The organism is Sporosarcina sp. 6E9, from assembly GCF_017921835.1.
Taxonomy (GTDB): domain Bacteria; phylum Bacillota; class Bacilli; order Bacillales_A; family Planococcaceae; genus Sporosarcina.
Genome location: NZ_JAGEMN010000001.1, coordinates 787,840 through 810,114 on the forward strand (window position 1 = coordinate 787,840; position 22,275 = coordinate 810,114).

Genomic DNA, 22,275 nt, shown 5'->3' on the forward strand with positions numbered 1-22,275 from the left:
CATTATTTGTATATTGGAAGAATCTATTTGGGTATCCTCTTTAGTGGAGGGAGATTTTTGTGAATGATTTACTAATAATAGGCTTTCGAACAATCTTTTTATACTTTTTTATATTACTTGTCTTACGGGTAATGGGGAAACGAGAAGTTGGCGAACTTGGAATATTAGATGTTGTTGTTTTTATAATCATGGCTGAGGTCGCAGCAATGGCAATTGAGGATCCAAAGAACAAACTATTCCATACGGTTTTACCAATACTACTACTGCTGGTTATTCAACTAATTACATCTTATATTTCATTAAAAAGTAAAAGGTTCCGCGATATAGTTGATGGTGATCCTTCTGTAATGATTCGTAATGGAATCATAATGGAAGATGAAATGAGACGACAACGCTATAATCTTGATGACTTATTCCAACAACTGAGAGAGCAACAAATTGGTTCTGTCCGCGAAGTAACTTTTGCGTTTTTAGAACCATCCGGCAATCTTTCCGTATTTACTAAAGAAGATACACAACCTGTATTGGCCCTTATTAGCGATGGCGTCATTCAGTATCGACATATTGCAATCGTCGGCATTGGTGAACAACAATTAATCGACGAATTAACTAAATTAGGCATCAACGACATTAAACATATTTTTTATTGTTCCTACGAGAAAGGCAAATTTCAGTATCAATTAAAAGAGGAATTTCAATAACTCCGTTTCAAGAGCTTTTTGAATAACATAAAATCATTTAATCGTAACTGGCGCGTTAAGATTAAGATCACCACTAAAAATAGCGTCGTTATGAGGCAATCTGTGAAAACACCGAACTTTCCGAGAGGTATGAAAATCGGTCGCATAATTGCTGTTAAGATAAAAGAGAAGTAGGGTAGGGCAAACATGGTAAAACCAGTGGCCGTGGCTTTATTTTTCCGAAGTGTAGCGATATGGAGAAATGACGTTATTAATACGCCAAAGCCGATTGCTAACACTGCCCCGGTTTCTTGGATGCCAGGTTGAGAAGCGAGCACGAACATGACGGCTAGTTTTGCAATACCACCGTATACGGAATTCATCATTCCCGCCTTTGCCTCTCCAGTCGATTGAAGAATGGAATATAACGGACCCTGGATATAATAAAAGAAAAACACAGGTGCCAATATCGTCATATAAGATCCGCCTTCTGTAATATGAAACAGCTTTTCCGCAAGCACCTGACCATGCACGAAAAATACGGCAGCTGCGAATGTGCCGGTAAGTGCGGATAAACGAAGTGCTAAATGAATGCGTTCCTTTAACTTTTTCTTATTACTAGAAGCTGCGGCTCCACTCACTGCAGGAACTAATACGACAGATAATGCGTACGGTATGAATGCCGGGAATAATAATAGCGGAATGAGCACACCCGAAATGATTCCATACAATGAAGTGGCGGCAATCGCTGTAATTCCTGACATTGAAAGCGCACGCAAAAAAATGATTGGTTCTAAAAACCATGTAAACGTCCCAAATAATCGACTACCAGACGAAGGCAATGCGATTTCTAAAATCGGTTCAAAAGGATAACGTTTTTGTTTTTTCTGTATAGTTTCGTTTTCTTTTCGTTTTCGATGTTGCCGATATTTGAATAATAAATAGAGAACAGATGTAACTTCCGCCAGCATCGTGATAAGCATTGCATACGCGGCATTCATAGCCATATCGTCAGGTGACAGAATAAATGGCAACATCCACGTAATTAATAAAATTCGAAAAAACTGCTCAATAATTTGAGACCAAGCTGTTTCTTCGATGCGGGTAATCCCTTGAAAATAACCGCGTATTAAACCGCCGATTGCCGCAATCGGTACAATCGCTATTCCAGCATATAATGCTGATGCTGATGCAGGATTTCCCAACAAAGTACCTGCTAAATAAGGGACGAATGCGATGGAAGCAGGTATGAAAACAATAGCTGTTAAAAATGTCATGAAAACCGCTGTTTTCATAACAGCTGAAATCTTATCAAGTTCGCCTTTTGCTTTATGTTCGGCGATTACTTTGGCAATTGCGACCGGTATGCCGAGTTGAACAAGGGATAGAAAAAAGATAAATGCGGGATACGCTGTCATATAGATACCGACAGCTTCTTCGCCCGCAATGCGCATAAACTGAATTCGGAATACAAATCCTAATAGTTTGGACATAAATACAGCGACCATTAAGACAGCTGTTCCGCGGATGAATGAAGACAAATACAACAACTCCTTCTAGATTCAAGAAATGTAGAGAGCAGTAAGTAATTTAAGCCTTCTACAATTCTATGCTTTTTAATAATTGTTATTACATCGAGACAGTAGCATCTGTAAAGATAAGTGGTATTATAGAGATAGAAAATCTTAGGGGATAAGTTATGAAAAAATATGAAGTGCAAAAAACATTGAATAATAACGTCTTGATTGCGTCTGATATTGACGGAAATGAAGTTGTGTTAATCGGAAGCGGGATAGGGTTCGGCAAAAAAAATGGGGAACCGATTAATTACGAGCAAGTGGAGAAGATGTTTGTCTTGAATGATCCTGAAAAACAAGAACAATACAAACAACTTCTTTCAACGATTGATGGAGAAACATTGAAAATGTTGATTTCAGTCGTTGAAGTCATTCGGGAAAGAGCTGGCATGCCGTTAAACGAAAATATACACATCGCATTAACTGACCACTTAGCCTTTGCCATTAATCGGATGAAACAAGGATTAATGATTCGAAATCCTTTTTTGTTGGAAACGAAAGCGCTATATCCGGATGAATATAAAATTGCGGAGGAAGTAAGGTCGATGGTCAATGAAAAAATTAGCATCGACTTGCCTGAAGGTGAAGTAGGTTTCATTGCTTTACACATACATAGTGCCATTGAAAATAAGAATGTCGGCGACTTAACCGCGCACTCAGCGCTAATAGTTAAATTGATCAATATTATTGAAGAACAACTTGATCTTGAAATCGATAAAAGCAGTATTGACTACACACGTTTAATTCGTCATCTACGTTATGCAATTGAGCGAATGGTGCGTGGAGAAAAAGTGAATGAACCATTAAAAATAACAGAAGTGCTAAAAGCCGAATATCCGGTGTGTTATAATCTCGCATGGAAATTGATTAAAGTGATGCAACAATCACTTCAAAAGGATATTCATGATGCGGAGGCTGTTTATTTAACCCTTCATTTGCAGCGCTTACATTCCAAGAAATCTTCATAGACTGGAAGCTTGCCAAGTCGAAAATATTATGCTAAAATCATTTTATAAAGTCATTGAATTCACCACGTAGTTTACTAATTTAATATTAATCTTTATACGTGTTACTGATACGATCAGGCATGAGTAAAAAGATGATTGAATTTGAGTTTTGGATAGATTCTAAAACTTATTTCGATTTCTTTTTCTCATGCCTTTTTTTATTTTGATTTCTAATGACACATAATTAAATAGGAGGTATATAAAATGTTTAAGAATGCTTTTGGCGTATTGCAAAAAGTCGGCCAAGCGTTAATGCTGCCGGTTGCTTTACTACCCGCTGCGGGGTTATTACTTGGTATTGGTAATGCCGCGCAACAAGAAACAATGCTCAATTTCCTGCCGTTTTTGTCAGCAGATTGGATTCAATTGACTGCATCGGTCATGGAAGATGCAGGTGGAATTATATTCGGTAATTTACCGCTTGTTTTTGCGGTTGGGGTTGCAATCGGGCTTGCGAAAGACGGGGCGGCTGCATTAGCGGCGCTCGTAGGTTACTTGGTGTTAAACCAAGTGATGAGTTCTTGGTTGGGAATCACGCCAGAAATGTTGGCTGATGATCCTAGTTATGCATTAGTATTCGGTATTCCAACATTGCAAACCGGTGTGTTCGGCGGGATTTTAGTTGGACTAATCGCGGCATTCAGTTATAAAAAGTTTCATGATATTGAAATGCCTTCATTCCTTGGGTTCTTTGCAGGTAAAAGATTCGTTCCGATTGCAACGGCTGGAATTGCATTCGTCGTGGGATTGGCGCTTCTTGTAATTTGGCCACCTGTGCAAGCGGGCATGAACAATGCTTCACTTTGGTTGCTTGAAGAAGGAACGTATATTGCTGTATTTTTCTTTGGTTTCATCAAACGTCTTTTAATCCCGTTTGGTTTGCATCATATCTTCCACGCACCATTTTGGTATGAATTCGGAACGTACACGACGACTGCAGGTGCGGTTGTTCGCGGCGATATGACGATTTTCTTTGCACAATTAAAAGATGGGGTTCAATTAACTGCTGGTAATTTCATGGGCGGGGAATTCCCGATTATGATGTTTGGTTTACCGGCTGCGGCACTTGCTATGTACCATGCAGCTCGTCCAGAAAGAAAAAAACTGGTTGCTGGTTTATTAGGTTCAGGTGCATTGACATCTTTCTTAACAGGTATTACGGAACCACTTGAATTCTCATTTTTATTCTTGTCACCGATTCTATTCTTGATTCACGCAGTGTTAGATGGTTTATCATTTGTCTTGATGACGTTTTTCGGCGTTCATGTCGGATATACGTTCTCAGGGGGGGCCATTGACTTCTTCCTATTTGGAATATTACCGGGCAGGGAATCTTGGTGGATTGTGATTTTACTTGGTCTTGTCTTCGCGGTAATTTATTATTTCTTGTTCCGCTTCATGATAAGCAAGTTCAATCTTATGACACCAGGCCGTGAGAAAGATGATGAAGACGGAGAAGATAATGAAAAAGCAGGTAGCACAAGCGATCTTCCTTATGACATTCTTGCAGCAATGGGCGGACAAGAAAACATTGCAACGCTAGATGCTTGTATTACACGACTTCGTGTTTCTGTCAAAGACGTCAAAAATGTCGATAAAAAAGAATTGCAGAATCTAGGTGCAGCAGGTGTGCTAGAAGTTGGAAACAATATTCAAGCCATCTTCGGTCCACGTTCTGAAATTATTAAAGGACAAATTCAAGATGTTATCAGTGGCAAACGTCCAAGAGCAGAAGTAATTGCTGAGCAAGCGACAACTGATGCTGTAATTGTAAATAACGCAACAGATCAATTTGTTTCACCGATTCAAGGGGAACTCAAGCCATTATCTGACGTTCCGGATGCCGTATTCGCGGAAAAAATGATGGGTGACGGATTTGCAATCGTGCCTTCTGAAGGTACAATTGTTTCACCAGTAAACGGTAAAGTCGTCAGTTTATTCCCGACAAAACACGCGATAGGTATTCTAGCTGATTCGGGTAGAGAAATTTTGATACATGTAGGTATTGATACAGTGAAGTTAGAAGGCGTGGGCTTTGAAGCGCTTGTTGCACAAGATGACCGTATTGAAATCGGTCAACCATTACTACAAGTCGATCTTGATTATATTAAAGAACATGCAACATCAATTATTACACCAATCATTTTCACGAATTTGTTTGAAGGTGAAGAAATTGGTATCAATAAGTTAGGCCATGTTGATCGACAAGAAGAAAATATCATTACTATTAAGAAATAATTAAGCAAATTAAACAAACTGCTCATATATAAAATTTGAGCAGTTTGTTTTTATTTGTAAATTTATATAAAAAGATGGAGAATTCGGAAATATAAATGTTACATAAAGTGTAATATTTGATATACTGAGTTTAGTGGTAAATACGTACATAAGGAATGGTAGGGAAAGGGTTGAAGAAGAATGACTACAGAAAAGGATCCTATATTCACGAAAATGCTTCCTGCACTTCAAAGCAAACTGAACGAATTTCATTTGTATGGCTATACAACAGTGACGCATGAAGACATTTGGATCTACTGTGTACGCAAAGTGTGGCGCAAAAAAGATGTGAGCGAGATGAGAACTTATCAAATTACGAATGACATTTTACAAATATTACCCGCGGCTTTCATGACATACACACAAATCGAAGCGCAACGTAATTCGGATTGGTTTTCGGATTTAAACAACGCAGATTTGCAAATTCTATTAAATCCCAAAAAAGATGTTGAAAAAGAAGAATAAGAAATGAACATGTCTAATTGACACGTAGTGTCCTGTGTTTCATAATAAGGTTATTGTGTTTTTTGAGTGTGTACATAAAAAGAAGTGCCACTCATCAGAATGAGGGGGAATTTTCACTATGAAAATCAGAGGGCGGATTGTGTCGTTTTTACTACTTCTCGTCATTTTCACCGCGACGATTGGAACGACAGTCAAACCGATACTAGAAGATGTAAAACTCGGACTAGATTTACAAGGCGGTTTTGAAGTCTTATATCAAGTTGAACCATTAAAAAAAGATGATCAAAAAGTAACGGAAAGTATGGTCAGTGATACGGCTGGCGCATTACGAAAACGTATTGACGTCATCGGTGTCAGTGAGCCGGTGATACAAATTGAATCGACGGATCGTATTCGGGTACAGCTAGCGGGTGTTGAAAACCAAGAAGCGGCTCGAGAACTACTTTCCACACAAGCAAATCTAACTTTTAGGGATACAGATGACAATCTTATTCTTGACGGTACGGATTTGAAAGAAGGGAAAGCGAAACCTGATTTCCGCCAAGATGGAAAGCCGGTCGTTACGCTTGAAATGAAAGATCCGAATAAATTCGGCGAGGTCACAACTGAACTTTCAAAATTAAAACCGCAAGGCAAAAACATATTAGTGATTTGGTTGGATTTTGAAGAGGGTGTCGATTCTTACCAAGAAGAAATCATGAAACCAGATCCAGCATTTGTCTCCGCACCTCATGTTGACAAACCGATTCATTCTGCAAACGTAGAGATTAGTGGTTCGTTCACAGTGGAAGAAACGAAGGATCTCGCAGGTATATTAAATGCGGGCGCCTTGCCTGTGAAACTTGAAGAAATTTACTCAACATCAGTGGGTGCTCAATTTGGTGAGCAAGCACTGAATAAAACAATCTTAGCTGGTATTATCGGTATTTCTTTAATCTTTATATTTATGGTACTGTATTACCGCATTCCGGGTCTTATCGCGGTTATTACGCTATCTGTCTATATCTATTTAATCTTAGTCGTCTTTACAGGCATCAACGCGGTTCTGACGCTACCAGGGATTGCAGCACTTATGCTTGGAGTTGGTATGGCCGTCGATGCCAATATTTTAACGTATGAACGAATACGAGAAGAATTACGTGTCGGTAAATCTGTATTTGATGCATTCCAATCCGGTGCCAAATCAGCATTCACCGCAATTTTGGATGCGAACATTACAACGATTATTGCAGCAATCGTTCTTTTCATCTTCGGGACAAGCTCTGTTAAAGGCTTTGCGTTAATGCTCATTATTAGTATCTTGGTCAGTTTCTTGACTGCGGTATGGGGAGCGCGCTTGCTTCTAGGACTTCTTGTTAGAAGTGGAAAACTAGATAACAAGCCAGGTTTATTCGGAATTGCGAAAAGCCGCGTCAATCCGCTTGAAGATGAAGTGGATACGCTTGACCTCGATACGAAGTTTGATCGATTTGACTTCGTTCGTACCAGAAAACGCTACTTTACAATTTCAATCCTTTTACTAATCACTGGAGCAATTATGCTCGGCGTGTTTAAATTGAATCTTGGAATCGACTTCTCAAGTGGTACACGCGTTGAAATTCTTGCGGACAAACCGATAACAACTGAAGAAGTATCTGAATATATCAGTTCGATTGGGCATCCATCTACAGATATTGTCATTTCTGGGGAGAATAAATCAATTGGAGTTGTCAGATACGCAGAAGAGTTTTCACAAGAAGAAATAAATAAAGTGAAAGCTGAAGTTTCTTCCGTTTACGGTGCTGAGCCGAATGTTAGCTCCGTATCCTCCACGGTCGGAAAAGAACTTGTTAAAAATGCGATTAAAGCACTTTTATTTGCAGCTATCGGTATTATCATTTACGTAGCATTCCGGTTTGAGTGGAGAATGGGTCTTGCTTCGATTATTGGGCTGTTACACGATGCATTCTTTATGATTGCCGTATTTAGTATCCTTCGACTCGAAGTTGACATTACTTTTGTCGCTGCTGTGTTAACGATAATCGGTTACTCTATCAACGATACAATTGTTACATTTGATCGGATTCGGGAAAACTTGCAACGAATTGGAAAAATAGATAACGCAGATGCGCTTGCAGATGTAGTGAATAAATCATTACGACAAACATTGGGTCGTTCTGTGAACACAGTTCTAACCGTAATTTTAGTTGTCGTGGCCTTAATGTTCTTAGGTGCAGAATCGATTCAAAACTTCTCGATTGCACTGTTAATCGGGCTACTTGCTGGAACATATTCATCGATTTTCATCTCGGCACAAATTTGGTTTGTATTGAAAAAACGTGAAATCATTCAAAAAGGCGCCATTAAAGTGGATAAAGAGAAAAAGCAATGGGGATCAGACGAACCTGTTGTATAAACTAATCCCTTAATGATCAGAGACAGGATATACTTTATGTATATCCTGTTTTTTGTTTATGGTATATAAATGGTTTCAGAACTAATTGAAACAGGGTATACTTATATATATATCCTATTTTTGGATGGAAAGGGGAATATTTATGAAGTTTCAATGGACATGGTTACTCGGTCTTTTATTTGCTATTATCATCGCGATCTTTTCAGTACTAAATGTAGATTCTGTTCCTGTGAATTATGCATTTGGCACATCTGAATGGCCGCTCGTACTTATTATTTTATGTTCAGCATTACTAGGCGCAGCTATCAGTGGTATTGTGGCGATGTTCCGATCGGTTCTCGCGAAACACCGTATCAAGGAATTATTAAAAGAAATGAATGCAAAAGAATTAACAATCGCAGCGCAACAAAATCAAATCATGGAGTTGCAAAAACTTGTACCGGCCGACGATCCTTTTGAAGATGAAAAAGGATCATAATTTCAAATTAAAATATTAGTATGGAAGGAATAGTAGATTTTTCCTTCCATACTTTTTCTTTGTTTTTTTATCTCAACCAAATAATTACTCACAAACACAATCATCCGTTATAATGGAGTTGAGGATGTGAACGTGTTGATTGAATCGAAAAATAAATGGATGATTGAACGTCCAGATGAAACTGTTGTTGAAAAACTGGCATCTGCATTAGCAATTCCGACAGTGCATGCGAAAATACTTGCCTCTAGAGGAATTACTGATCCAGAAGAAGCAAAATTATTTTTACATATGGATGAATCGGCTATGCACGACCCATATTTGATGAATGACATGGAAAAGGCAGTTACGATACTAAAAAATGCGATAGAAAATAAAGAAAAGATTGCTATTTACGGAGATTACGACGCAGACGGTGTGACCAGTATCGCTGTTTTATCAACGGCACTGGAACAACTTGGAGCGGATGTGTTTTTCGTGATTCCAGATCGATTTGAACATGGATATGGACCGCACAAGGATTTATTCCAAGAAATATACAATAAGGGTGCATCGGTTATTGTTACAGTCGATAACGGCGTTTCTGGCGTAGATGAAGTTGCATTTGCTAAGACTTTAGGTATGAAGGTTATCATTACAGATCATCACGAGGTGGGTGAAGCTTGGCCGGATGCAGATGCTATTATTCATCCACGTCATCCAGGCGGAAACTATCCATTTACAGACCTTGCGGGTGTCGGGGTTGCCTTTAAACTTGCTTGTGCACTACTCGAAGAAATTCCTTTTGAGTTATTGGAATTTGTTGCGATTGGTACAGTTGCCGACCTAGTGCCTCTAAGAGGTGAAAATAGATACTTTGTGAAAGAAGGCATAAGACGTCTTCGCTCGTCGAGAAAACCTGCTATACAAGCGTTAACAAAGATAGCTGGAACGGAACAATCCCAACTCACAGAAGAGACAATCGGTTTTATGATTGGACCGCGTTTAAATGCGGTAGGTCGACTTGGTGATGCCTCACCTGCAGTTGATTTATTGAAAACAAGTGATGTCGGAATTGCAACTGGGCTTGCAGAAAAACTTGATGCTTTAAATAAAGAAAGACAGGCCCTTGTATCTACAATCACCAAAGAAGCCGAAGCAATTATTACGAAGATGTACGGCAATGAAATTCCTAAGGTTTTCGTAATCGCGAAAGAAAATTGGAATTCAGGTGTTGTTGGAATTGTGGCTTCACGCTTAACGGAGAAATATTATCGTCCATCTATTGTTTTGTCGATAGATTCCGAAGCGGGAATTGCAAAAGGTTCGGCAAGAAGCATCGATGGGTTTAATATGTATAAGGAACTAACTGAGAATGCAACTATACTCGCCGGATATGGTGGACATCCGATGGCTGCAGGGATGACTGTATCCACTGAAAATCTTTCATTGTTGCGTGAAAATCTAAATCGTCAAGCTGATGCTGTTTTGAGCAAAGAGCAACTCATACCAAAACTTTCGATTGACGTTCCGTTAACCCTAGATGAAATCGATGTGCCAACGCTCGAGAAACTGGAGTTACTCCGTCCTTTCGGTATGGGTTTTGAAAAACCGACCTATTTACTTGAAGATTTAGTTGCTGGTTCCGTCAGAAAAATCGGCGCAGCAAAAAACCATATGAAACTTGATTTGACCGACGGGGGATTGTCGCTCGACACAATCGGTTTTGGCATTGGTGACATTGCCGATCAAATTACGCCGAATGTAAAATTATCTGTTGTCGGTGATTTACAGGTGAATGAATGGAATGGAAACAAAAAACCGCAACTACTCGTTCGTGATATCTTATCGGATGAATGGCAGTTGTTTGATCTACGTGGAATACGAGAAGCTTCTAGGTGGTTACATACGATTCCAATGGTCGATACTATTTATATTGCATTTCAGAAACCAACCATTGAACTATTCCGTCCTGTATTAAACGGCAATCCGATTCATCTTTATGGTGAAGAGCCAGCATCAAAGCCAGCGAATATTGTTTTGTTGGATATACCGACGAATGTGACATTGTTAGAAGAAATCGTTAAGGAATACAGTCCAGAACGGATTTATGCGCATTTTCATGTTCCCGAATCACGTTACTTCGACGGGTTGCCAAGTCGAGAACAATTCGGCTGGTATTATAGTTTTATCAAAAGTCGGGGAAATTTCGACTTTTTGCAAAATGGTGAAAAACTTGCAAAACATAAAGGCTGGAGAAATGATTCGATTAATTTCATGTCAAAGGTGTTTTCTGAACTAGGATTTGTTACTATTAAGGATGGCTTAATATCCATTGCTGAATCGACCGAAAAACGTGATTTGAAAGAAGCGCCGGCTTATAAAGAGAGAAAAAGGCAAATGGAACTCGAAGAACGGTTACTTTATGCACCATACATGGAATTGAAGTCATGGTTTGATACAATACGCAGCGGCACAAATGTCGGGGAGGAAATTCACTCATGAATTTAAAAGATTATGTAACAGTTGTCCCAAATTATCCAAAAGAAGGTATCAGTTTTAAAGATATCACGACAATCATGGATAATGGCGAGGCATATAAATTTGCAACGGATGAAATTGTAAAGTTTGCGAAAGAAGTCGAAACTGATATTATTGTAGGGCCTGAAGCACGCGGATTTATCATTGGTTGTCCCGTTGCCTATGCTCTTGAAATCGGCTTTGCGCCTGTGCGTAAACCAGGAAAATTACCGCGTGAAACAATAAGCGTCAATTACGATTTGGAATATGGAACAGATACTTTAACGATTCATAGCGATGCCATTAAACCAGGCCAACGCGTGCTAATCGTAGATGATTTACTCGCTACGGGCGGAACAATTGGCGCAACCATTGAGCTAGTTGAAAAACTTGGTGGCGTAGTTGCAGGTTGTGCATTTTTGATTGAATTGTCTTATTTAGGTGGCCGAGAAAAACTATCTGGATATGACATGCGTGCATTAATGACATACTAATTAAGATCCTCCGCTTAGGTTGCGGGGGATTTTTCTGTACGCTCCGCTTTACATTTGCATGCGTTTATACATACAATAAGAGTATTATCATTTTTCGTACTATGTAGGAATGGAGCAGAAATGTTGTAACCTTTTTTAGCTCTCATTGCTGATCTATTTGGAGGAGTATTATTATGGCGAAAGATCGTGACATGACGGCAGAAGAAATATTTGAACTGGTCTCTTCATATATGAATGAAGAACATGTGAACTTTGTGAAAAAAGCGTACGAAGCGTCGAAATCTGCCCATGAAGGACAATTTAGAAGCTCAGGCGAAGCGTATATTCTGCACCCAATTCAAGTAGCCGGGATTCTTGCTGAGTTGCAAATGGATCCATCAACTGTTGCAGCTGGTTTTCTTCATGATGTCGTCGAAGATACTGACATTGCCCGTGAAGATATTATTCGTGAATTCGGGGAAGAAGTCGCCATGCTTGTAGACGGTGTAACGAAACTTGAAAAACTGAAATTTAAATCCAAAGAAGAAAAACAAGCCGAGAATCATCGGAAAATGTTCATTGCAATGGCGCAGGACATACGTGTCATTCTGATTAAACTTGCGGATCGTTTACATAATATGCGTACCTTAAAACATGTAGCACCGGAAAAACAACGCCGAGTTGCGGCTGAGACGCTTGAAATTTTCGCACCATTAGCACATCGACTTGGTATATCCGCGATTAAATGGGAACTTGAAGACATTGCGCTTCGTTATTTAAAACCGCAACAATATTATCGAATCGTCAACTTGATGAACCGAAAACGTGCAGAGCGGGAAGATTATTTAGCCAATATCATGAGTGAAATTAAAAATGAAATCGGCAAGATGAATATTGAATCCGAACTTTCAGGTCGACCAAAACATTTATATTCTATTTATCGTAAAATGGTTATTCAAGGAAAAGAATTTAATGAAATCTACGATTTACTAGCCGTCCGAATAACTGTTTCGAGTATAAAAGATTGCTATGCGGTCCTTGGAATTATTCATACACTTTGGAAGCCAATGCCAGGTAGATTCAAAGATTATATTGCCATGCCTAAACAGAATTTATATCAGTCTCTTCATACAACAGTTGTTGGACCGGGTGGAGACCCATTGGAAGTGCAGATTCGAACGGCAGAAATGCATAAAATTGCTGAGTTCGGGGTTGCCGCGCACTGGGCCTATAAAGAAGGTAAAGCACTATCCAATGATCCAAAAGATCTCGATTCCAAATTGACATGGTTCAGAGAAATTCTTGAATTCCAAAATGAATCGTCGGATGCTGAAGAATTTATGGAATCCTTAAAGTTTGATTTGTTTTCAGATATGATTTATGTGTTCACACCGCAAAGTGATGTACTCGAACTACCGGCTGGTTCGGTGCCTATCGACTTTGCATATCGCGTTCACTCAGAAATCGGGAACAGGACAATCGGCGCTAAGGTAAACGGAAAAATGGTGCCGCTTGATACCGAACTTCATACAGGAGATATTATCGAAATATTAACCTCTAAGCAGTCGTTTGGACCGAGCCGCGATTGGTTGAAAATCGCTAATTCATCTCAAGCGAAAAATAAAATTCGACAATATTTTAAAAAACAACTACGAGCAGAAAATGTTGTTAAAGGTCGGGACTTAATAGAGAAGGAAATAAAAGCACAAGATTTTAACGTTAAAGAGGTATTTTCAACTCAAAATATTGAACGTGTTTGCGATAAATTCAATTTTGCTTCAGAAGAAGATATGTGTGCAGCGGTTGGATTTAATGGAATTACTGCTGAACAAGTTGTGAATCGTTTATCGGAAAAGTTGAGAAAAGAGCGCCAAGAACAAAAAACAATTGATAAAATTGTGACGGACATACAAAATACCGCGCAAAAGAAGCAGACCACTGAATCAGGTGTCATCGTTAAAGGTATCGATAACTTATTAATCCGTTTATCGAAATGTTGCAATCCAGTTCCAGGGGATGACATTACAGGATTCATCACAAAAGGACGGGGCGTTTCTGTTCACCGAACGGATTGTCCAAATATTCTTGCCGATGAAGATTCAGACCGAATTATTGAAGTTGAGTGGGCTGTAGAACAAGCGGAAGAACGAAAAGAATTCCAAGTGGATATTGAGGTTTCTGCTTTCGATCGCCAAGGTTTGTTGAATGAAGTCATGATGGTAGTAGCGGAAACAAAAACACCGATTGTTGCAGTAAGTGGAAAAGCAGATCGAGAAAGCATAGCAAAAATCAATATGACGATAAAAATTACAAACATCGCGCACTTGCATCGAATAGTAGATCGAATTAAGCAAGTTCCTGATATATATTCTGTTGAACGTGTTATTAATTAAGTTAGGATGGGGTACTAGATGAGGGTTGTTTTACAACGGTCAGGTCCTGCTTCGGTCAATGTAGACGGGGAGGTTACAGGGTCAATTGAAAAAGGGTATGTGCTTCTTGTCGGCATAGCACATGAAGATACAGTAGAAGATGCAAAATACATTGCCGGTAAGGTAGCCAATCTTCGCTTATGGGAAGACGATGATGGGAAGATGAATCATTCGATTCTTGAAGTAGGCGGCGACATACTTTCTGTGTCGCAATTCACATTGTATGCCAATACTTCAAAAGGAAGACGTCCAAGTTACATTGATGCAGCTCGACCTGATCAAGCGAATGAGTTATGGAATACATTTAATGGGCTACTTGAACAAGAAGGTCTTAAAGTTGAAACTGGCATTTTCGGCGCTATGATGGATGTTAATCTGGTGAATGATGGCCCTGTGACGATTATTATTGATTCGAAATAGAACTGGTTATCAAAGATATACGTAATTTGACAAGGCTCGCTTTTTGCGGGTCTTTTTCGCGTTTGAGCAGAGATGAAAAAAGTGTATGGGGAAGAACTTTCCCATACACTTTTTTCTTGTACTTATTTTAATTGATTATCAAAGAATGTAATAAGTCCTTGATAAATACCTTGTGTCGCTTGTTCACGGAAACTTTCTGTGTTGACGTTTCTTTCTTCCATTGGATTGGATAAAAATCCTAGTTCTAGTAAAATCGCATTTTGACTATTTTCTCGTAAAACTAGATAATTCGCCGGTTGTGCGCCGCGGTTGCGAAGCGATATAGTGGATGCTAATCCGTTATTTATCGCCACTGCGAGTTCTCTCTGATAGCTGTGCGTATAATACGTCGTAAAGCCATTGATTGATGAATCAATTGAAGCATCATAATGCAAGCTGATGAAAGCATCTGCGTTGTATTGCTGACTAATTGATACACGTTTTTGAAGTGTAATATATGTATCCATATTACGCGTAAGAACGACATTTGCGCCCGCTGATTTTAACTTTCTTTCTAATATCTCGGCTGTCCGCTGTGTCACACTTTTTTCAAGTGTTCCATTGACGCCAATCGTACCAGTGTCAATTCCTCCGTGGCCAGGATCGATGACAATGGTTAATCCATTTAAAGTCCCCGCTACACGATTCTTATTGACTGTTTTTACCGTTGCTGCTGGTTCGTCATTGACAGAAACAACCCATCCAGCTACAAATGCAGTTTCTCCGGATGGTAATCTTACTTCATACCAATCTTTTGTTTCAGAGACAATCGGAAATTGTTTGCCTGCGTTTGCGCGCATAATCACTCCCGAAGAAGTGGAAGCATTTTTACGAAGGTTTGTTCCATCTGATAGGATATGCACGGTTTTGGGTGTTGTTTTTACATCTGTATGAGTCGATTTTGTATTGGTAAGTTTTCCGTGGAAAGAGTAAACCCAACCGCTTTTTCCTTTACCAAGATCAATTTTTATCCAATTGCCACTTTTTTCGATTACTTTGTATGTATCGCCTTTATTAATAAGGTCGATCCTTTTGGAAGATAAATCGCCATGACTGCGAACATTCAATCCGTTTACTGCGACTGTAAAGTAATTAAGTTCTTTTGAGGGGCTACTAGACTGGTTTACTTTTTCTGGTGATGAAGTAGAAATATAGTTTGTATATACCCATCCTTTAATCCCATCTACATTAACGCTTGTCCATTCACCTTGTTCTCCGGTTTTCGTCGCCATGTCGCCAGTATTCATTTGTTTTAGTACGGACGAAGAGGTGGAAGGCTTGGCACGTACGTTCAATTGATTAACTTGAGAAACGATTGTTGAAATGCCTTTTTTCTCATTTCCGTTAGTCGTGTACCATTTAGCTATCCAACCTTTTTTGTTTTTGAATTTTACTTCGTACCAATCGCCTTGAGTCGACAATATATTTACTTTATCATTTTTACTTAAAGTAGAAATCACTCCGTATGAAAGACCTGGACCGGAACGAATATTTAGGCGATCAGACTCGATAATCGCTACATCAGATTGCGCTTCAGTTTTAGAAAAATCCGATGCAAGAACAAAAATTAAAACGAATATGAATGCAATTTTTCCAAATCTACTCAAATCATCATCTCCTCTTTTAATCTAGTATAAGGTAAATGTTAACAAAAAACTACAATCTTTGCGAAAAGGTTGACATACATTGCGATAATCATTAAGCTAATGTGTAATTAACAATAAATTTACTTATGACGTGGAAAGTAATTGTATAGCAGTTTGACCAGAGAGGGACGGACGTGGCTGTAATCCATCCTACAAACGAATGCAATGAACAACACCACCGAGGTTCTTTACTGAAAAATGTTATTTCAGTAGGTAAAGACGGGAATCGGCCGTTATTCGATCTACGAGTGGGCACATATTGTGCCAATTAGGGTGGAACCGCGGAAGCTATAAGGCTCTCGTCCCTTGCATAATGCAAGGGATGGGGGTCTTTTTTTATTTTTCGAAAGGAGCATACAAATGAATTTTAAAGTGCCTAGAGGAACTCAGGATATTTTGCCTTCTGAAACTTGGAAATGGCAAAAGGTTGAAAAATTAATTGATGAAGTGTGCGAAACGTATCAGTATAAAGAAATCCGTACGCCAATGTTTGAACAAACAGAGTTGTTCCAACGTTTGGTCGGGGAAACAACTGATGTTGTTCAAAAAGAAATGTATACATTTACAGACCGAGGAAATCGTTCGATGACATTACGACCTGAAGGAACTGCACCGGTTGTTCGTTCTTACGTTGAACACAAAATGTTTGGATATCCGGACCAACCTGTAAAACTGTTTTATACGGGACCCATGTTCCGCTATGAACGTCAACAAGCAGGCAGATATCGTCAGTTTGTACAATTTGGCGTAGAAGCCATTGGAAGTAATGATCCAGCAATTGATGCAGAAGTGATTGCATTAGCGTTGGACGTTTATAAACGTGCTGGATTAACCGAGTTAAAACTTGTAATAAATTCACTTGGTGACACTGAATGCAGAGCTTCACATAAAAAAGCACTGATTGCACATTTTAATCCACATATTGAAGAATTTTGTTCGGACTGCAAGTCAAGACTAGAAAACAATCCACTTCGAATTTTAGACTGTAAAGTAGATGCCGAAAATCCACTCATCGCTTCTGCTCCATCACTTGCGGATTATTTAAATGATGAATCGGCTACTTATTTCAAGGATGTATTAAGTTATTTGGATGATGCCGGCATCGATTACGAAGTCGATGTGACGCTGGTTCGAGGGCTCGATTATTATAATCACACGGCATTTGAAATCATGAGCACATCAGCAGGCTTTGGTGCGATTACGACCTTATGCGGCGGTGGGAGATACAACGGGTTGGCAGAAGACATCGGTGGTCCTTCAGCACCCGGCATAGGCTTCGCGATGAGTATTGAGCGCTTGCTGCTAGCATTGGAAGCGGAAGGTAAATCATTTGATGATGAATCAGCGCTTGACGTCTATGTCGTGACGCTAGGCGATGAAGCAAAACGTATTGGTGTTAAACTGCTTGGTCAATTAAGAGCAGCTGGAATTCGTTCTGATACGGATTATTTAGGTCGCAAAATGAAAGCGCAAATGAAATCAGCGGATCGTCTAAATGCGAAAACAGTTATTGTTATAGGTGAAAACGAAGTAGCTGAAGATGTAGTCATGCTTCGAAATATGGCAGATCGCGCTCAAGAAAAAGTTGCTACTCAAGATTTAGTACAAAAGTTAAATGAAATTCTAAAAGTTTAATGTAAATGGAAGGCGGATGACGGTAATGCAACGAAGAACACATTATTGCGGCGAAGTAACAGAACAGGATATAGGTAGCACGGTAACATTAAATGGATGGGTGCAAATTAGACGTGATCTTGGCGGATTAATTTTCATTGATCTTCGAGACCGCTCTGGAATTATTCAAGTCGTATTCAATCCCGCATTTTCACAAGAAGCACTAGAAATTGCTGAAACTATTCGTAGTGAATATGTGATTAGTGTGACGGGCGAGGTAATTGAGCGGGAAGAAAAACAAAAGAATCCAAACATGAATACAGGTTCGATTGAAATTAAAGTAAATGACGTTGAAATTATTAATCGGGCTAAAACACCTGTATTCCAAATAGAAGATGAGACAGATGTGGCGGAAGAAGTCCGATTAAAATACCGTTATTTAGATTTGCGACGTCCAAAACTAGCACGTACGTTCAAAATGCGTTCTGATATTACACGGACTGTTCGTAATTTCTTGGACGATGAAGGATTCTTAGAAGTGGAAACACCAATCCTGACGAAATCGACGCCTGAGGGAGCGAGAGACTATTTAGTTCCAAGTAGGGTTCATGAGGGAGAGTTTTATGCACTGCCGCAATCTCCACAATTATTTAAGCAATTATTAATGGTTTCTGGATTTGACCGCTATTACCAGATTGCGCGTTGTTTCCGCGATGAGGATTTACGAGCAGATCGTCAACCGGAATTCACTCAAATTGATATGGAAATGAGTTTCATGTCAATTGAAGAAATTATTGAATTGAATGAACGACTTATGAAAAAAGTGATGAAGGACGTTAAAGGAATTGAAGTTGTAACGCCTTTTAAACGGATTCCCTATGACGAAGCGATGGCTAGATATGGTTCAGACAAGCCTGACACACGTTTTGAGATGGAACTAACGGATGTTTCCGATGTCGTACAGGATGCGCCATTTAAAGTGTTTAGCGGGGCTATTGAATCAGGAGGACAAGTTAAACTGATTAACGTGAAAAATGGAGCGGATAGCTACTCCCGTAAAGATATTGATGGGTTGGGCGAATATGCAGCACTATACGGAGCGAGAGGGCTTGCTTGGTTGAAAGTAACTGAAGAAGGACTTACAGGGCCAATTGCCAGGTTCTTCGAAGGCGAGCTAGCTAATTCATTGCAACAAGCTGCAAATGCAGAAGCGGGCGACCTTCTATTATTCGTCGCTGACAAAAAGAATGTTGTCGCAGATGCATTAGGCGCGCTGCGCGTTAAAATCGGAAAAGAACGCGGACTCATCGATGAGTCGAAATTCAATTTCCTTTGGGTGACGGAGTGGCCATTGTTTGAATATAACGAAGATGAAGGTCGTTATTATGCGGCGCATCATCCATTCACAATGCCGGCAAATGAAGAAGAGTTAGAAAGCAATCCGAGCCAAGTGAAGGCGCAAGCTTATGACTTGGTGCTAAATGGTTATGAATTAGGTGGGGGATCGTTGCGCATTTATCAACGTGAACTTCAGGAGAAAATGTTCAAAGCGCTTGGGTTCACAGAAGAAGCTGCAAGAGAACAATTTGGCTTCTTGTTAGATGCATTTGAGTTTGGAACACCTCCACATGGCGGAATTGCATTCGGTCTTGACCGAATTGTCATGATTTTATCCGGCGCGACGAACTTAAGAGATACAATCGCGTTCCCTAAAACAGCGAGCGCAAGCGACTTGTTGACAGCTGCACCTGATAGTGTTGATGAAAGTCAACTCGCGGAACTTGGTATAAAAACCGTCAAAAAGTAATATTTCAAAAATATACCTACATTAGTAAAAATTTAATCTAGTAAAATGATTGAACTCTTTTATTAAGTATGGTAATCTTACATTAATACGAATCCTGAAGTGTTCGTTATTTGACCTTTAAGTTTTGACCGAACATTTCTATCGTAGGGAGTTCACATTCCGATTCGGATGACATGCCTCTCAGGGGAAGTCAAAACAGTTGGATAGGACACCCACCTGCCGAGTGCGGGCTCAAAACGATAACTTCAAAGACGGCATATTTGGGATTCGTCCTTTTGAAGAACTTAATCCTCTCTGGTGAAATTGCGGAGAGGTTTTTTATTGGCGAAAATTAATTTAATTGTTATTTATAGAAAGGCGGAGTTTCTTTTGTTGCATCAATTTTCACGAAATGAATTAGCAATTGGTAAAGAAGGCGTCGAACGCATGCGGGGTATGACGGTCGCTATTTTAGGCATCGGCGGCGTGGGCTCTTTTGCTGCAGAAGCTTGTGCGAGAAGCGGGGTTGGTCGCATTATTCTTGTCGATAAAGACGATGTCGATATTACAAATGTGAATCGGCAACTTGTTGCATATCTTTCGACAGTCGGTCGGTCAAAATCAGAAGTCATGAAAGAACGAATTGCTGATATTAACAAAGATTGCGAAGTTATTTCACTCCAAATGTTTTATACAGAAGAGACAGCGGAAGATTTCTTTAGTTATCAACCTGATTATGTCATCGATGCTTCGGATACCATTAGTTATAAAATTCATCTTGCACAACAATGTATCGAAAGAAATATTAAAATAATTGCATGCATGGGCGTAGCTAATAAAATGGATCCAACGCGATTGCAAATAGCTGACATTTCTAAAACGCATACGGATCCATTAGCGAAAGTTATACGACTGCGTTTGAGAAAAGCTGGTATATCCAAAGGACTTCCAGTTGTATTTACAGATGAAAGTCCAGTTGTGATTCGAGAAGATGTTGTTGAAACTGTCGGGAAGCCAGATGCAGAGATTCGTAAAGCCGAAATGCCGCCTGCTTCAAACGCGTTTGTCCCATCGGTTGCTGGACTTGTTTGCGCAAGCTGGGTCATGAATGATATTGTAGCTGATATTCCGATTAAGCGTGTAAAAGACAAAGTTTAATAGTGCTATCTGATTTAACCTTCATTTTTAATAAAATGAAGGTTTTTTGCGTCGAAAATATTGTTTTTTAAAAAAGTTTGATTAATTTTTACCAATTGGGGTGTACAGCTATTACCTATAACTATGGGATTCTATGAGTAGTTTTCTCAAAACTCTGTCTCATCGCGGTTTGATATGGTTTTTATAGTCTGGTAGGATGAAAAACATATCTGAATTTAATGACTCTAAGATTAACAGGGGGGAGGTCGTTGTTCAGTCATTGATTCGGAAAAAAAAAAAGGGGTTTGGATTTGATATGCGCAAAATAGCGCTCATATTCTCAATTAGTTTAGTTATATTACTATCAGCGTGCGGAGCAGGAACAAGTAAAGATAGCATTGATGTGATTACATTTGCGGATGCAGGATGGGATAGCATTCGTGTTCATAATAGTATCGCACAACTTATCGTAGAAGAAGGTTACGGCTATGATACAGACGTAACTAACGGCACTACTGCCGCAACTTTACAAGCTTTAGAAAAAGGCGATGTTAACGTTTACATGGAAATTTGGACAGATAACGTGAAAGATGTCTATGAAGAAGCGATTGAAAAAGAAAAAATCGTTAAACTCTCCACGAATTTTGATGATAATTCACAAGGACTATATGCACCAACATATGTAATTGAAGGTGATGATGAAAAAGGGATTGAAGCTGTCGCACCAGATCTGAAGACTGTTGAAGATTTGGCAAAATACCCAGAACTCTTTCAAGACCCCGAGGATAAAGAAAAAGGACGTATCGTAGGTGCACCCTCTAGCTGGGCTGTAAGTGAACATTTAGCTGAAAAAATTGAAACTTACGGGTTAGATGAAACATTTAACTACTTAGCACCGGGTTCCGATTCTGCGATTGTCGCATCTTTAGTAGGTGCCTATTCAAAAGGTGAGCCATGGGTTGGATACTATTGGTCTCCAACTTGGGTAACTGCAAGATATGATTTGACGTTACTTGAGGATAATCCATACGATGAAGATATTTGGAACGAAAACAAAGGGACAGAGTTTGCACCAAATGATGTCGTTATTGCAGTTCATAAGGATTTAATAACACAGGCAGATGACGTCGTTGAATTCTTAAAAAACTATAAAACAAGTAATGCACTAACCGAAGACATGCTTGAATATATGGAGGAGACAGAAGCTGATCAAGATGAAACTGCTAAATGGTGGTTACAAGAGAATGAAGATATCTGGACAGCTTGGGTTTCTGAAGAAGTAGCCGAGAAGGTAAAAGCAGCATTAAAATAAAACATAAATAGATGGGAGGTGAGTGTTCACGCTCACTTTCC

Annotated in this window: 16 protein-coding genes, 1 other RNA gene and 1 other annotated feature; of the genes, 15 read left to right on the forward strand and 2 right to left on the reverse strand. The window is 39.4% G+C overall.

The features are described from left to right. The first annotated feature begins 59 nt into the window (after positions 1-59). Positions 60-701 (forward strand): DUF421 domain-containing protein, encoded by a 642-nt coding sequence (locus tag J4G36_RS04135; protein WP_210468807.1) that lies wholly within the window; start codon positions 60-62, stop codon positions 699-701. On the opposite strand, the gene J4G36_RS04140 is transcribed toward J4G36_RS04135, so the two are convergent. Beyond that, on the reverse strand, positions 695-2,221 hold the full coding sequence (locus J4G36_RS04140; protein ID WP_210468808.1) for a putative polysaccharide biosynthesis protein: 1,527 nt from the start codon (positions 2,219-2,221) through the stop codon (positions 695-697). The two genes, J4G36_RS04135 and J4G36_RS04140, sit on opposite strands and share 7 nt — an antisense overlap. A gap of 158 nt (positions 2,222-2,379) precedes the next feature. Here J4G36_RS04140 and glcT point away from each other — a divergent pair, with 158 nt between their 5' ends. From glcT to dtd, 9 genes are all read left to right on the forward strand, one after another. After that, on the forward strand, positions 2,380-3,225 hold the full coding sequence (gene glcT, locus J4G36_RS04145) for a glucose PTS transporter transcription antiterminator GlcT (RefSeq protein ID WP_210468809.1): 846 nt from the start codon (positions 2,380-2,382) through the stop codon (positions 3,223-3,225). A gap of 243 nt (positions 3,226-3,468) precedes the next feature. Continuing rightward, entirely contained in the window at positions 3,469-5,502 is a 2,034-nt protein-coding gene (gene ptsG / locus J4G36_RS04150) for a glucose-specific PTS transporter subunit IIBC (RefSeq protein WP_210468810.1), read from the forward strand. Positions 5,503-5,682: 180 nt separating this feature from the next. After that, positions 5,683-6,006, forward strand: a complete 324-nt coding sequence (locus J4G36_RS04155; protein WP_210468811.1) for a post-transcriptional regulator — start codon at positions 5,683-5,685, stop codon at positions 6,004-6,006. A gap of 118 nt (positions 6,007-6,124) precedes the next feature. Next, positions 6,125-8,401, forward strand: coding sequence for a protein translocase subunit SecDF (secDF, locus tag J4G36_RS04160; protein ID WP_210468812.1), 2,277 nt, complete (start codon positions 6,125-6,127; stop codon positions 8,399-8,401). A 142-nt stretch (positions 8,402-8,543) separates the two neighbouring features. Further along, the gene (locus J4G36_RS04165) at positions 8,544-8,879 is read left to right on the forward strand and encodes a LapA family protein (RefSeq protein WP_210468813.1); all 336 of its coding nucleotides are present in this window, start codon (positions 8,544-8,546) and stop codon (positions 8,877-8,879) included. A gap of 126 nt (positions 8,880-9,005) precedes the next feature. Next, positions 9,006-11,360, forward strand: a complete 2,355-nt coding sequence (recJ, locus tag J4G36_RS04170; RefSeq protein WP_368668719.1) for a single-stranded-DNA-specific exonuclease RecJ — start codon at positions 9,006-9,008, stop codon at positions 11,358-11,360. After that, positions 11,357-11,869 carry an adenine phosphoribosyltransferase gene (locus tag J4G36_RS04175; protein ID WP_210468814.1) on the forward strand — a complete coding sequence of 171 codons (513 nt, stop codon included), beginning with the start codon at positions 11,357-11,359 and terminating at the stop codon, positions 11,867-11,869. Before recJ ends, J4G36_RS04175 begins: the two co-directional genes overlap by 4 nt. Before the next feature lie 173 nt (positions 11,870-12,042). Further along, on the forward strand, positions 12,043-14,241 hold the full coding sequence (locus tag J4G36_RS04180) for a RelA/SpoT family protein (RefSeq protein ID WP_210468815.1): 2,199 nt from the start codon (positions 12,043-12,045) through the stop codon (positions 14,239-14,241). An 18-nt stretch (positions 14,242-14,259) separates the two neighbouring features. Next, complete coding sequence (dtd, locus tag J4G36_RS04185) at positions 14,260-14,700, forward strand: D-aminoacyl-tRNA deacylase (protein WP_210468816.1); 441 nt, start codon at positions 14,260-14,262, stop codon at positions 14,698-14,700. Positions 14,701-14,822: 122 nt separating this feature from the next. Here the strand turns inward: dtd and J4G36_RS04190 are convergent, their stop codons facing one another. After that, positions 14,823-16,346 carry an N-acetylmuramoyl-L-alanine amidase family protein gene (locus J4G36_RS04190; RefSeq protein WP_210468817.1) on the reverse strand — a complete coding sequence of 508 codons (1,524 nt, stop codon included), beginning with the start codon at positions 16,344-16,346 and terminating at the stop codon, positions 14,823-14,825. Between the two features lie 116 nt (positions 16,347-16,462). After that, positions 16,463-16,695: a binding site (T-box leader), on the forward strand. A gap of 50 nt (positions 16,696-16,745) precedes the next feature. On the opposite strand from J4G36_RS04190, the gene hisS reads away from it, so the two are divergent. The 5 genes from hisS (at position 16,746) to J4G36_RS04215 (ending at position 22,234) form a co-directional block, all read left to right on the forward strand. Further along, positions 16,746-18,020 carry a histidine--tRNA ligase gene (gene hisS / locus J4G36_RS04195; protein ID WP_210468818.1) on the forward strand — a complete coding sequence of 425 codons (1,275 nt, stop codon included), beginning with the start codon at positions 16,746-16,748 and terminating at the stop codon, positions 18,018-18,020. A gap of 25 nt (positions 18,021-18,045) precedes the next feature. Continuing rightward, a complete protein-coding gene (aspS, locus tag J4G36_RS04200; protein WP_210468819.1) occupies positions 18,046-19,806 on the forward strand; it encodes an aspartate--tRNA ligase in 1,761 nt (586 codons plus the stop codon). An 88-nt stretch (positions 19,807-19,894) separates the two neighbouring features. Continuing rightward, positions 19,895-20,077, forward strand: a non-coding RNA gene (gene ssrS, locus J4G36_RS04205) — 6S RNA. A gap of 98 nt (positions 20,078-20,175) precedes the next feature. Next, positions 20,176-20,943 carry a tRNA threonylcarbamoyladenosine dehydratase gene (locus tag J4G36_RS04210; protein ID WP_210470413.1) on the forward strand — a complete coding sequence of 256 codons (768 nt, stop codon included), beginning with the start codon at positions 20,176-20,178 and terminating at the stop codon, positions 20,941-20,943. Positions 20,944-21,202: 259 nt separating this feature from the next. Next, on the forward strand, positions 21,203-22,234 hold the full coding sequence (locus tag J4G36_RS04215; RefSeq protein WP_368668720.1) for an ABC transporter substrate-binding protein: 1,032 nt from the start codon (positions 21,203-21,205) through the stop codon (positions 22,232-22,234). Positions 22,235-22,275 lie beyond the last annotated feature (41 nt).